The organism is Corallococcus interemptor, from assembly GCF_003668875.1.
GTDB classification, from domain to species: Bacteria; Myxococcota; Myxococcia; order Myxococcales; family Myxococcaceae; genus Corallococcus; species Corallococcus interemptor.
In genome coordinates, this window is the sequence record NZ_RAWM01000050.1 from 26,359 (window position 1) to 40,910 (window position 14,552).

A 14,552-nucleotide genomic window follows, 5' to 3' on the forward strand; every position below is an offset into this window, starting at 1 on the left:
GAAGGCAGTCCAAGAAAAGAACCGCCATGTTTCGAATCGAGTCAGAGAAAGAGTTGCAGAAGGCCTTCCGCTCCAGGGATCGCAAGTACGTCGAGCTTCCCAGGGGCACCCAGCTCCCGCTCTTCATCCGGGACTACCTGTCGTGGGTGGATCCGTACGGGGTGCGTGTCTTCCTCGTGTTCACCGCCCCCGGGAGCAAGACCCCCACGGGCATCGCCTTCCGGAGGGATCAGCAGGGAGACCCGACCCTGGCGCCCAAGCTGTGTGACTGGTGCATGTCACCCACCGAGGCGGAGGTCGGTCTGCTCACCACGGATGTCGACTCGAAGCGCCGGGTAGGCGTGAACGTGTGCCTGGACCTGCGCTGCGGTGAACGGTTGGAGGCCCTGGCGGACCGGTCCGGCCGCAGCGCCCTGGACGAAAAGGCGCGGCTGATGGAGCGCATGGCGCGCTTCGCGAGCGAGGCGCTGGGCCTGGAGCCGGACTCGGACGCCTGAGGAGGCGGGCCCTCGTGAGGGCCCGCGCTCCTTCGCGCTACGGAAGTGTCCGCAGGTGCTGGAGCAGCGGCTCCGCCACGGTGGAGGCGTGGGGCGCGCTCAGCATGGAGTAGTGCTCCGCCGGCACGTCGTACGAGGTGACGGGCCCCGTGAGCCAGGTGCTCCAGTCCGTCTCCTCGGAGGCAGGCGCTCCCACGGTGGCCCGGAAGAGCAGTGTGGGCCCCGAGTAGCCGCCGGTGGGCACGTAGGTGCGCAGGGCCTCGTAGAACCGCGCGTGGAGGTTGAAGAGGCGCTCGGCGCCCTCCAGGTCCAGGCCCAGGTTGTTCGAGTCGCGGACCTGCTCCAGGACGTACGCAAGACGCTCGCGTCCCTCCATGTTCCGCAGCTGCTCCAGGTCCAGGGACAGGTCCTGCCAGCGCAGGCCGAGCGTCCGCCCGAACAGCGCCAGCAGCCCGAGCGGATCCGCTTCGGGGCGCGGCTGGGGCGTGGGCACGGCGGAGTCGATCATCGTCAGCAACTCCACCCCTTCACCCACGGCCTGGAGCTGCCGCGCCATCTCCAGCGCGACGAGTCCGCCGAAGGACCAACCCCCCAGCAGGTACGGGCCCTGGGGCTGCACGGCGCGCACCTGGGCAAGGTAGTCGCGCGCCAGCGCTTCAATGGACGCGGGAGGAAGTGCGCCGCCCTCCAGGCCCGACGCCGCCAGCCCATGAATGGGCCGGTCGTGGCCCAGCTGGCGGACAAGCTCGGCGTAGCCCAGCACGCCGCCACCGCCGCCGTGGACGAGGAAGAGGGGGCGCTTGCCTTCGGTGCCCGCTTCCAGCCGCACCAGGTTGGTGGGGCGTGGAGGAGCCTCCTGCTGGATCCGCTGCGCCAGTGCCTCGACGGTGCCGTGCTGGAAGAGGGCCGCCATGGGGACCCGGTGCCCGGTGTGCACGCGGATGGCGGCAATCAACTTCAAGGCCAGCAGGGAGTGGCCGCCCAGCTCGAAGAAGTTGTCGGTGATGCTGACGCGAGGCACGCGCAGCACCTCCGCGAAGCACCCGGCCAGCTGTTCTTCCAGGTGCGTGCGGGGCGCGACATGGCTTCCGGCCGCGGAGGCCGCGGAGTCCGGTGCGGGGAGTGCCTTGCGGTCCACCTTGCCGTTGGAGGTGAGGGGCAGGGCATCCAGTCGCATCACGGCGGAGGGCAGCATGTACTCCGGCAGCCGCTGCTTGAGGAACGCGCGCAGCTCGGTCACGTCCACGGGTTCGGCCGCGACGTAGGCCACGATCCGCTTGTCACCGGGCACGTCCTCGCGGACCACGACGACCGCGCCCCGCACCGTGGGATGGGCGAGGAGCGCGGCCTCGATTTCAGGCAGCTCGATGCGGAAGCCACGCACCTTCACCTGGGCATCCGCGCGGCCCAGGAACTCCAGCACTCCATCGTCGCGCCAGCGTCCGAGGTCGCCCGTGCGATAGAGGCGAGCACCGGGAGTGGAGGAGAACGGATCCGGGACGAAGCGCTCCGCGGTGAGCGAGGGCTGGCCCACGTAACCGCGCGCGAGCCCGTCACCCCCGATGAACAGCTCACCCTGGATGCCCGGAGGCACGGGCTGGCCGGAGGCATCCAGCACGTACACCTGCATGTTGGCGTGCGGACGGCCCAGCGGAATGGAAGCACCCACCTGCGAGGCCTGCGTGAAGTGGTGGCTGGTGGCGAAGACCGTGCTCTCCGTGGGGCCGTAGAACGCGGAGACGGGGATGCCCACCTGCTCCAGCACCCGGCGGACGTGAGCCGCGGAGATGACGTCACCTCCGGTGAGCACCCGGCGCACGGCGCGCAGCGCGGGCAGGTGCGTGTCCACCAGCTGGGTGAAGAAGCCAATGGTGATCCACAGCGTCGTCACGCCGTGGCGCACCAGCACCTGCTCCAGTTCATGCGGATCCGTCGGCGGGTGCGCGGGGAAGACCGCCAGCTTCGCGCCGTGGAGCAGCGCGCCCCAGACCTCGAAGGTGGAGGCGTCGAAGGCCAGCGGCGCCATCATCAGCAGCGTCTCGTCGGGCCCGAAGCGGGTGTAGTCGACGCCGAAGAGGGTGCGGAGCACGGCGGCGTGAGGCGTGCCGACACCCTTGGGCCTGCCGGTGGAGCCGGAGGTGAAGTCGATGTACGCGAGGCTCTGGGGCAACGCTGCGCGCGGTGGCGCATGCGTGGGCTGTGCGTCGAGGGACACCTCCTCCAGCACGACGGGAAGCAGTCCCTCCTGAGGCAGCTTCGGCAGCAGCGCACGTGACGTGACGAGGACGCGAGGCCGGGCGTCCTCCACCATCGCGGCCAGCCGCGCGCGAGGATAGGCGGGGTCCAGGGGCACGTAGGCCGCGCCCGCCTTGAGGATGGCGACGAGCGAGACGACCAGCTCCAGCGAGCGCTCCAGGGCCACGGCGACGCGCGAATCCGTGTCCACGCCCAGCGAGCGCAGCTGCCACGCGAGCCGGTTGGAATGCTCATCCAGCTGCCGGTAGGTGAGCCGCGAGTCACCAAACTCCACGGCGACCTTCTCCGGGAAGCGGGCCACCACCTGCGCGAACACGCCCGGCAGCGTGGATTCACGCGGGTACTCGACCGCCGTCGCGTTCCACTCCACCAGCACGCGCTGGCGCTCTGTCTGCGTCAGCAGCGACACGGAGTCGAGCGGCGCCTCGGGCTCGGCCACGAGGGCTTCCGCCAGCGTGCGCAGGTGCTCCGCCATGCGCGCGGCCGTGCGCGGCTCGAACAGGGCGGTGTTGTAGAGCAGCGCTCCCGAGATGCCCTCGGGTGACTCCACGAGGCTCAGCTCCAGGTCGACCTTGGCCGCGGCCTCCTCCAACTCCAGAGGACGCAGCGTCAGCGCCTCACTCCCAGGCGCGGGCGGAGCGCTGTCCCGCGTGCTGAAGAGCACCTGTAACAGCGGCGCGCGGCTCGGATCCCGCGCGGGCCTCAGCGCCTCCACCAGCCGTTCGAAGGGCAGGTCCTGGTGGGCATAGGCCCCCAGCGCCCCTTCCTTCACCCGGCGCAGCAGCTGGCGGAACGAACCCCGGCGGTCCACCCGCGCCCGCATCGCCAGCGTGTTGACGAAGAAGCCGACCAGTCCCTCCAGCTCTCCCTGCTCACGGCCCGCGATGGGCGAGCCGATGACGAAGTCCTCCTGGCCGGAGTAGACGGCCAGCAGGACCTGCCAGAGGGCGAGCAGGGCCATGAACGGCGTGGCGACCTCCTGCTGGCAGAGTGCCTTGATTCCCCTCGCGACCGTCTGGGGCAGGCTCACGGGGACCTGCGCGCCACGGTAGGTCTGCACGGCCGGACGCGGCTTGTCCGTGGGCAGCTCCAGCGCATGCGGCACGCCGTCGAGCTGCTGCCTCCACCACCCCAGCTGCTGCTCCAACACCTCGCCCTGGAGCCAGCGCCGCTGCCACGTCGCGTAGTCCGCGTACTGGAGCGTCAGCGGAGGCAGGGGCGAAGGCTCGCCGCGCGAGAACGCCGCATGAAGCGCGGTCAGCTCCGCGACGAGGATGCGGTTGGTCCAGCCATCCGAGACGATGTGGTGCAGCGTGACGAGCAGCACGTGCCGGCGCTCGGACAGGCGCAGCAGGGTGGCCCGCATCAGCGGCGCGCGGGTGAGGTCGAACGGGATGAGCGCTTCCGCCAGGGCCCGCCGCTTTGCCTCCGCCTCCTGCTCCACCTCCGGCAGGTGGCTCAGGTCCACCTGCGCCAGGGGCAGCTCCGCGTGCGGGTGCGGCTGCTGGAAGGGCTCGCCGTCCTCGCGTGCGTGGAACGACGTGCGCAGCGCCTCATGGCGGTGGACGAGTTCCTGGAGCCCTCGCGCCAGCGCCCCGGTGTCCAGCGGACCGTCGAGCCGCAAGGCCGCGGGGACGTTGTAGTGGACGCTCCCCGGTTCCAGCCGGTCGAGGAACCACAGCCGCTGCTGCGCGAACGACAGCGGCAGCGGTCCTCCGCGCGGCACGGGCACCAGCGGCGGACGCCCCGAGCCCTGAGGCCCCCGAGCGCTGGCCTCGATGCGCGAGGCCAAGGCCTCCACGGTGGAGGCTTCGAACAGCGTGCGCAGCGGCAGCTCCGCGCCCGTCTCCGCGCGCACCCGCGACACCACCTGCGTCGCGAGCAGCGAGTGGCCCCCCAGCGCGAAGAAGTCGTCCTTCACGCCCACGCGAGGCACCCGCAGCACCTGTGCCCAGATGGCAGCGAGCTTCGCCTCCAGCTCCGTGCGAGGCGCTTCGTACGTGGCGCTGGAGGCCCGCGCCTCCGGCTCCGGCAGCGCCTTGCGGTCCACCTTGCCGTTGACGTTGAGCGGCAGCGCGTCCAGCACCACCCACACGGCGGGCACCATGGCCTCCGTCAGCCGCTGACGCAGCTGGGCCTTCAACGCGTCCGGCTCCAGCACCGCGCCGGCCTTTGGCGCCACGTACGCGACCAGCTGCTTCTCCGTGCCCTCTCCCTTCGCCACCACGACGGCTTCCTTCACCGTCTCCAGCTGGCGCAGCGCGGCCTCGATTTCACCCAGCTCGATGCGGAAGCCGCGCACCTTCACCTGGAAATCGAAGCGGCCCAGGAAGTCGAGCGTGCCGTCCTCCAACCAGCGAGCCTTGTCGCCCGTGCGGTAGAGGCGCTCTCCCGGCGTGGACGCGAAGGGATGCGGGACGAAGCGCTCCGCCGTCAGCTCAGGGCGGTTCAGGTAGCCCCAGGCCAGGCCCTTGCCGCCGACGAACACCTCACCCGCGACGCCCACCGGCACCGGCTGGAGGTGCGCATCGAGCACGTAGGTGGTGGCGTTCGGGATGGACCGGCCAATGGACACCGGGCCCTCCACGCGAGAGTTCCGATTCAGCGGCAGCGTGGTGGAGAAGGTCGTGTTCTCCGTCGGGCCATAGGCATGGATGACGGTCGCGCCTTCGGGGATGCGCGCGAGGTGGTCGCGCATGCGAGGCCAGGGCATCACCTCTCCGCCCGCGAGGACCTGTCTCACGCCCGCGAGCACATCACCCTGGTGCAGGACCATCTGCTCGAAGAGCGCGGTCGTCATGAACAGCGCCGTCACATGGTAGCGGCGCATCTGGTCGGCCAGCTCCTCCAGCGACAGGGCCTGCGGCGGCGCGAGGACGACCTTCGCGCCGTGCAGCAGCGCGCCCCAGATTTCGAGCGTCGAAGCGTCGAAGGCGATGGGGGCGAACTGGAGCCAGACCTCCTCCGGTCCGAAGCGCATGAAGTCGCTGCCCAGCACCAGGCGCGTGATGCCCCGGTGGGGCACGCAGACGCCCTTGGGCCGGCCGGTGCTGCCGGAGGTGAACATGACGTAGGCCAGCGCCTCGCCGTCCACGCGAGCCTCCGGCGCGTGCGTGGGCATCGCCGCGATGGCGTCCCACTGCGCATCCAGCCAGACGCGGGCACCGGTGGCGGGCAGCAGGTGCGCGAAGGGCTGGTGCGTGAGCGTCACGCTGACGTCGGCATCGTCGAGCAGCGCCGTGATGCGCTCCACCGGGGCGTTGCGGTCCACGGGGACGTAGGCGGCGCCCACCTTGAGGATGGCGAGGAGGGCCGTGACCATCTCGAACGAACGCTCGAGCGCGAGCCCGACGCGCGCGCCCGGGACGATGCCCAGCGCGCGCAGGTGATGGGCCAGCTGGTTCGCGCGGGAGTCCAGCCGCGCATACGTCAGTGATTCCGCCCCCTGCACCAGGGCCACCGCGTCCGGCGTGCGCCGGGCCTGCTCCGCGAAGTGCACGTGGACGGGCACGTCCGTGGGGCTGGTGACGGCGGTGTCATTCCAGTCCACGAGGAGGCGCTGGCGCTCGTCGCGCGAGAGCAGCGCCAGCCGGCTCACGGGCTGGCCGGGGTTCGCGACCGCGGCCTCCAGCAGCGTGCGCAGGTGGTCCATCATCCGGAGCGCGGTGGACGGATTGAACAGGTCCGCGCGGTAGCTCATGGCGCCTCGCAGCCCCTGGGGCGTCCGGACCAGCGACAGCGTGAGGTCGAACGGGGTCGTCTGCTCCGCCTGCTCCATCGGCACCAGCCGGAGCGTGGAGCCGTCACGGCCCGCTGGCACCGACTGGGGCTGCGGCGGCGCGTCCCGCAGCGCGAGCACGACCTGGAAGAGGGGCGAGTGGCTCAGGCTGCGCTGGGGATGCAGCTCCTCCACCAGCTTCTCGAAGGGCGCGTCCTGGTGCTCATAGGCCGCGAGCGTGGTGGCGCGCACCTGGCCCAGCAGCTCACGGAAGGAGGCCTTCGGATCGACGCGCGCGCGCAGCACCAGCGTGTTCACGAAGAAGCCGATGAGCCCTTCCGTGTCCCCGTGCGTGCGCCCGGCGATGGGTGAACCGACGGTGATGTCCTCCTGGCCCGCGTAGCGCGAGAGCAGCGCCTGCCAGACCGCCATCAGGCCCATGAAGAGCGTGGCGCCCTCGCGCTGGCACAGCGCCTGGAGGGCCTGCGACAGCGACTCCGGCAACTGCACGGGCACCTGCGCGCCCACGGGGGACAGGACGCGGGGACGCGGCCTGTCCGTGGGCAGCTCCAGGAGCGGCGGTGCCCCGGCGAGCTGACGGCGCCAGTAGACCAGGTGGTGCTCCATCACCTCGTCCTTTAGCCACGCGCGCTGCCACGACGCGAAGTCCACGTACTGCACGGGGAGCGGCGGCAGCGACGCTGGCCGGCCCATGACATGGGCGCCATAGAGCGCGGTCAGCTCCCGCACGAGCACGCCCATGGACCACCCGTCGGAGACGATGTGGTGCATGTTCAGCCACAGCACGTGCGTGCTGGCGTCCAGGCGCAGCAGCGCGGTGCGCAGCAGGGGCCCGCGCTCCAGGTCGAACGGGCGCAGGGCCTCCTCCCGCAGCCGCTGCGTGACGGCTTCCTCGGAGACGGCGCCCACGTCCACCGTCTCCAGTGTGAAGGGCACCGTGGGGAGGATGACCTGGACGGGCTGGCCCTCCTGCGCGACGAAGACCGTGCGCAGGGCTTCATGCCGGGCGATGAGCGAGGCGAAGGCCTGCTCCAGCGCGCGCACGTCCAGCGCGCCTTCCACGCGCAGGGCCATGAAGAGGTTGTAGGCGGCGCTGCCCGGTTCGAGCTGATCCACGAGCCACAGCCGCTGCTGCGCGAAGGACAGGGGCAGCGGGCCCGTGCGGGAGACCGGAACGAGGGGCGGCGGAGGCGGCAGCGCGACCACGCCCCGTCCCCGCAGGGTGCGAAGGACCTCGCGTGCCCGCCGGTGTGCTTCCGCCCAGGTCAGCGTGTGGCCCTCGTGTTCGAAGGCGGCGGTGTCGGGGTGGAGCCGGGCCTGTGCCTCCAGGAGCCCGTGCAGGGACGCGTCCTCGGCCGTGGCGGCGCCGGGCTCGCTCCAGGTGTGCACCAGCAGCGCGCGCTCCTCGAGCGTGAGCATGGGCAATGCAGAGAGCCGGCGCTCCGGTGCGTTCATCGCTCCGGCCAGCAGCGCGCGCAGGTGGCCCACCATGCGGCTGGCGGTCGAGGCGTCGAAGAGGTCGGTGTTGTATTCGAGCAGGCCCTTCAGCCCGCCGGCGGTGTCGTTCAGGGCCAGGGTGAGGTCGAACTTCGCGGTGCCGCCCCGGGGCTCCAGCGGCTGGAGCCGCAGGCCGGTGCTCAGCGTCTCCGGCATGGGCGCGTTCTGGTACGCGAGCATCACCTGGAAGAGCGGCGCGCGGCGCGGGTCACGCTCCGGACGCACCGCCTCCACCAGCTTGTCGAAGGGCACGTCCTGGTGCGCGTACGCGCCCAGCGCCACGTCGCGTACGCGAGCGAGCAGTTCGCGGAAGCTCGGGTCGCCGTCCAGCTTCGTGCGCAGCACCAGCGTGTTGACGAAGAAGCCGATGAGCCCCTCCAGCTCCGCGTGGTGGCGGCCCGCGATGGGCGAGCCGACGACGATGTCCTCCTGCCCGCTGTAGCGCGACAGCAGCACCTGGAGCGCGGCCAGCACGACCATGGAGGGCGTGACGCCTTCGGCGCGGCAGACCGCGTGCATCGCGTCCGACAGCTCGCGAGGGAACTGGAAGGGCACCACCGCGCCACGGAAGGTCTGCGCCGCGGGGCGGGGCCGGTCCGTGGGCAGCTCCAGGGCCTTGGGTGCGCCGTCGAGTTGCTGACGCCACCAGCCGAGCTGCGCCTCCAGTGCCCCGTCGCGCAGCCAGCCGCGCTGCCAGACGGAGTAATCCGCGTACTGCACGGGCAGCGGCTTCAGCGCCGGAGCGCGGCCTTCCGCGTGCGCGGCGTACAGCGTGGTCAGCTCCTGGAGGAGCACGCCCATGGACCAGGCGTCGGAGATGACGTGGTGCATGGTCAGCAGCAGCAGGTGGTGCTGCTCGCTCATGCGCACGAGGAGCACGCGCCAGAGCGGACCGGTCTCCAGGTTGAAAACCTGCCGTGCCTCGTCGTCGAGGATGGCATCGAGCGCGCGTTCGGCATCGGGCAGGGCGCTCAGGTCCATCCAGCCCGCGGGCAGCGAAGGCTGGGCCACGATGACCTGAACGGGGCCGGACGCCTCTTCACGGAAGGTGGTGCGCAGGGATTCGTGGCGCTGGACCAGGTCGCGCAGGCCGCGTGTGAGCGCGGGCACGTCGAGGGCGCCTTCGAGCCGCATGCCGAAGGGGAGGTTGTACGCGGTGCTGGAGGGCTCCAGCTTCGCGAAGAACCACAGCCGCTGCTGGGCGAAGGACAGGGGCAGGCCCCCGTCGCGCGGCACCGGCATGAGCACGGGAGTCGCGACCGCCTGCACCGGGCCCTGGGACTCCAGGCGGTGGGCGATGGCTTCCACGGTGGGGGCGGCGAAGAAGGCCGCGATGGACAGCTCCGCCTGGAACGCGCGCCGGATGCGCGAGAGGATCTGCGTGGCGCTGAGCGAGTTGCCGCCCAGGTCGAAGAAGTTGTCCTCGGCACCGACCGAACCCGTTTGCAGGACCTCTTCCCAGAGCGTGGCGATCCGCCGCTCGGTGTCGGTGCGAGGCGGACGCGTCCGGGGACCGGTCTGGAAGGTGGAGGGCGCGGGGAGGGCCTTGCGGTCCACCTTGCCATTGGAGGTGAGGGGCAGGGCGTCCAGGCGGCCCAAGGCGGCGGGCAGCATGTAGTCCGGCAGCCGCTGCTTGAGGAACGCGCGCAGTCCGGCGACGTCCAGGGACTTGGGAGCGACGACGTACGCGACCAGTCGCTTGTCGCCGGTCACGTCCTCGCGGACGACGACGATGGCCTCGCGCACCTCGGGATGGGAGCGCAGCGAGGCCTCGATTTCGGGCAGCTCGATGCGGAAGCCACGCACCTTCACCTGCGCATCGGCGCGGCCCAGGAACTCCAGCACACCGTCGTCACGCCAGCGGCCAAGGTCGCCGGTGCCGTAGAGGCGAGCACCGGGAGTGGAGGAGAACGGATCCGGGACGAAGCGCTCCGCGGTGAGCGAGGGCTGGCCCACGTAGCCGCGAGCAAGGCCCTGACCGCCGATGTAGACCTCACCCTGGATGCCCGGAGGAACGGGCTGGCCGGAGGCATCCAGCACGTACACCTGCGTGTTGCCCAGGGGGCGGCCCAGCGGGATGGAAGCACCCACCTGCGAGGCCTGCGTGAAGCGGTGGCTGGTGGCGAAGACCGTGGTCTCCGTGGGGCCGTACATCGCGGTGACCGGGACGCCCAGTTGCTCCAGCACCCGGCGCACGTGGGACGCGGAGATGACGTCACCGCCGGTAAGCACCTGGCGCAGCGAGCGCAGCGCGGGCAGATGTGCATCCACCACCTGTGTGAAGAGGCCCACGGTGAGCCACAGCGTCGTCACGCCATGGCGAACCAGCACCCGCTCCAGTTCGTGCGGATCCGTCGGAGGATGCGCGGGGAAGACGGCCAGCTTCGCGCCGTGGAGCAGTGCGCCCCAGACTTCGAAGGTGGAGGCGTCGAAGGCCAGCGGGGCCATCATCAACAGCGTCTCGTTGGGCCCGAAGCGAGCGTAGTCAACGCCGAAGAGCGTGCGGAGCACTGCGGCGTGAGGCGTGCCGACGCCCTTGGGCCTGCCGGTGGAGCCGGAGGTGAAGTCGATATACGCGAGGCTCTGGGGCAGGGCAGCGCGCGGTGGCGCACGCGTAGGCAGTGCGTCGAAGGACACCTCTTCCAGCACGACCGGCAGCATCTCCTCCTGAGGCAGGTTCGGCAGAAGCGCGCGGGAGGTGAGCAGGACGTGAGGCCGAGCGTCCTCCACCATCGCGGCCAGACGCGCGCGAGGATAGGCCGGATCCAGCGGCACGTAGGCCGCGCCCGCCTTGAGGATGGCGACGAGCGAGACGACCAGCTCCAGCGAGCGCTCCAGGGCCACGGCGACGCGCGAATCCGTGTCCACGCCCAGCGAGCGCAGCTGCCACGCAAGCCGGTTGGCGCGCTCATCCAGCTGCCGGTAGGTGAGCCGCGAGTCACCAAACTCAACGGCGACCTTCTCGGGGAATCGGGCCACCACCTGCGCGAACACGTCCGGCAGCGTGGATTCACGCGGGTACTCAACCGCCGTCGCGTTCCACTCCACCAGCACCCGCTGGCGCAGCTCCGCCGTCAGGGGGGCACGCGGCTGAGCAGTGGCGACGGCATCCCGAGCCTCGGCCGCCGTCGCGTTCGACTCCTGTGCCCACAGGTGCGGTGCTGCTGTGGAGGCCGTCGTGGTTTCGCGTGTCCGCGCGGCACGGGCCGCCCATTCACGCGCCACGTCCTCTAGCGGAACGGTAGGCACAGGCCGCACGCGAACCTCGTGCGCTTTCCGTGGTGCCGGAGCCGGCTGTCCCTTCCCCGCGAGCGCTTCGTCGATGAGCCGGGCCACGGCGTCCAGCGTGGGCGTTTCGAACAGGCGCCGGAGCGGAAGCTCCACGGAGAACGTCTGACGGATCCGGCTGAGCGCCTGCGTGGCCAGCAGCGAGTGTCCGCCCAAGTCGAAGAAATGATCCGTCGCCCCGACACGGCTCACACCCAGCAACTCCTGCCACAGCCCCGCCAGGCGCTGCTCGGTGTCCGTGCGCGGCGCGACGTACTCCCGAGGATCACCCCCCGCCAGGTCTGGAGCAGGCAACGCCTTGCGGTCCACCTTGCCGTTGGTCGTGAGCGGGAGCGCGGCCAGCACCACCACCGCTGACGGCACCATGTACTCGGGCAGGGCCTCCTTGAGGGCGGCCCTCAGTCCAGAGCCATTGGCCTCGACGCCGTCGCGAAGCACGACGTAGCCCACCAGCCGCTTGCCACCGGGCCCATCCTCCCGCGCCACCACCACCGCGTCGCGCACCGGAGGCAGCTTCGCCAGCGCGGCCTCCACCTCACCTGGTTCGATGCGGAAGCCACGCACCTTCACCTGCGCGTCCGCACGGCCCACGAACTCCAGCGTGCCGTCCTCGCGCCAGCGCACCACGTCGCCCGTGCGGTACAGCCGGGCCCCCGCCTCGCCAGAGAATGCATCCGGCACGAAGCGCTCGGCCGTCAGCGAGGGCCGGCCCGCGTAGCCACGCGCCACGCCCACGCCACCCAGGTGCAGCTCACCCTTCACGCCCACGGGCACGAGCCCACCCCGGGCATCCAGCACGTACGCGCGCACGTTGGCCAGCGGCCGGCCAATCGAAGGCACACGCCCATCCGCCGAGCACTCCGTGAGCGTGGCCATGACCGTCGCTTCCGTGGGGCCATACGTGTTGAGGAACGTGCGGCCCGGCGCCCACCGCGCCACCACCTCCGGGGGCAGCGCCTCACCGCCCGAGATGACGGTCCGCAGCGCGGGCAGGTCCTCCGGAGCCGTGGCCGCGAGCGTCGCGGGCGTGAGGCTGATGACCGTCAGCGCCTCGTCGCGCAGCAGCTTGCGCAACGGCTCACCGGGCATCAGGTCCTCCAGCGGCGCCAGCACCAGCGTGGCCCCGCTGCACAGCGTGGTGAAGATCTCCTCCACCGACAGGTCGAACGAAAGGCTGGCGAACTGGAGCACGCGGCTGCCCGGCCCGATGCCGTACGCCGTGGCCTCGTGCACGACCAGGTTGCACACGCCCCGGTGCTCGATGGCGGTCCCCTTGGGCAGGCCCGTGCTGCCGGACGTGTAGAGCACATACGCCAGGTTCCGCGCCCCCACGCCGGAGACAGGAGCCGCCACGCACTCACCCGCGAGCGCGTCCCGCTCCACATCCAGGCACAGCGCACGCGCGCGATGCCCCTCCGGAAAGCGCTCCAGCAGCGGAGCCTGCGTCACCAGCACGGACGCGCCGCTGTCCTCCAACATGAACGCCAACCGCTCCCGAGGCAGCAGCGGATCCACGGGCACCCACGCGCCGCCCGCCTTGAGGATGCCCAGCAACCCCACTGCGACGTCCAGCGAGCGCTCCACGCTCAAGGCCACCCGAGCCTCCGGCCCCACACCCCGCCGGCGCAGCGCATGCGCGAGCTGGTTGGCGCGCGCATCCAGCTGTGCGTACGTGAGCGTCTGCCCCTGGAACCGGACCGCCACGGCCTCGGGTGTCCGCCGCGCCTGCGCCTCGAAGAGCGAGTGCAGGCAGCACTCCTCCGGGAAAGGCGCCGCGCTCCCGGCCCACTCCCGCTGGATCCGAACCACCTCGGCAGGATCCATCAACGGCAGCTCGGACACTCGCCGGCCCGGCTGTGAGACCGCGCCCTCCAGCAGCGTGCGCAGGTGCGCGAGCAGCCGGTGGATGGAGCCCGGGTCGAAGAGGTCCGTGTTGTACTCCGCAGTGAGGCGCATGCCCTCCGGCACCTCCATGGCGATGAGCGACAGGTCCGTCTTGCTGGTGCGGTTGTCCACCGGCTGCGCGTCCAGCACGAGCCCCGGCAACCGCAGCGGCGGCAGGGGCGCGTTCTGCAGCGTCAGCGCGACCTGGAAGAGGGGATTGACGCTCAGTTGGCGCTCCGGCTTCAGCGCGTCCACCAGCTTCTCGAAGGGCACGTCCTGGTGCGCGTAGGACTCCAGCGTCGTCTCGCGCACGCGGCCCAACAGCTCCCGGAAGGACGGCTGTCCGGACAGGTCCGTGCGGAACGCCAGGTAGTTGGTGAACAGGCCGATGAGCCCTTCCAGCTCCGCGCGGCCACGGCCCGCCACGGAGGTGCCCACCACCACGTCCTCTTGGCCGCTGTAGCGCGACAGCAGCACCTGGAAGCCCGCGAGCAGCACGCCAAAGAGCGTGTTGCCCTCCGCCAGCGCGAGCGCCTTGATGGACTCCACGAGCGCGGGGGGCAGCACCGCGTTGATGCGAGCCCCGCGCCCGGAGAGCACCGCGGGGCGCGGCCGGTCCGTGGGCAGCTCCAGCACCGCGTCCGGATCCAACCGCTGACGCCAGAAGCCCAGGTGCTGCTCCAGCACCTCGCCGCGCAGGTACTCGCGCTGCCACGCGGCATAGTCCGCGTACTGCATGGGCAGCGCGGCCAGCGGTGACGGCTTGCCCTCCGCGAGCGCCGGATACAGCGCGCTCAGCTCCCGCACCAGCACGCCCATGGACCAGCCGTCCGTGATGATGTGGTGCAGCTTGAGCAGCAGCACGTGCTCCAGCGCATCCAGCCGGTACAGCACGGTGCGCAGCAGCGGGCCCTTCTCCAGGTCGAACGGCTGGCGGGCCTCGCCGGTGATCAGCCGCAGGGCCTCCGCCTCACGCTGCGCGGCGGGCAGCGACTGGAGGTCCACCACGGGCAGCGCCAGCTCCAGCGCCGGCGCGATGTGCTGCAGCGGCCGTCCGTCCTGCTCGATGAAGGTGGTGCGCAGCGGCGCGTGACGCCGCACCAGGGTCTGGAGGCTCGCGTGCAGCACGGCCACGTCGAGCGCGCCGGAGAACCGCACGCGGACCGGGATGTTGAACGCGGCGCTGCCCGGGCTCAGCCGGTCCTGGAACCACATCCGTTCCTGGCTGAAGGACACGGGCGCCTGCGTGGGGCGGACCTTCGTGCGCAGCAGCTCCGCCAGACGCGCGCGCTTCTGCTCCGGCGTCATTCCGGCGCCGTTACCTTCCGTTTCAAATGTACTCATGTTTCGAGAATAACCGGTCAGCGAGGGGTACTGGGTGAAAGCGACCC

General features: G+C 71.2%; 2 protein-coding genes. One reads left to right on the plus strand and one right to left on the minus strand.

Going from position 1 to position 14,552, the window contains the following annotated elements:
- The first annotated feature begins 26 nt into the window (after positions 1 to 26).
- Positions 27 to 497 carry an FBP domain-containing protein gene (locus D7X96_RS19500; protein WP_120551326.1) on the plus strand — a complete coding sequence of 157 codons (471 nt, stop codon included), beginning with the start codon at positions 27 to 29 and terminating at the stop codon, positions 495 to 497.
- Between the two features lie 37 nt (positions 498 to 534).
- On the opposite strand, the gene D7X96_RS19505 is transcribed toward D7X96_RS19500, so the two are convergent.
- Positions 535 to 14,469 carry a non-ribosomal peptide synthetase gene (locus D7X96_RS19505; RefSeq protein WP_158626602.1) on the minus strand — a complete coding sequence of 4,645 codons (13,935 nt, stop codon included), beginning with the start codon at positions 14,467 to 14,469 and terminating at the stop codon, positions 535 to 537.
- Positions 14,470 to 14,552: the final 83 nt, after the last annotated feature.

What these genes read in the sequence shown, in the direction of transcription:
- D7X96_RS19500 (WP_120551326.1), top strand. Translation starts at nt 27, where the DNA reads ATGTTTCGAATCGAGTCAGAGAAAGAGTTGCAGAAGGCCTTCCGCTCC.
- D7X96_RS19505 (WP_158626602.1), bottom strand. Translation starts at nt 14,469, where the DNA reads ATGACGCCGGAGCAGAAGCGCGCGCGTCTGGCGGAGCTGCTGCGCACG.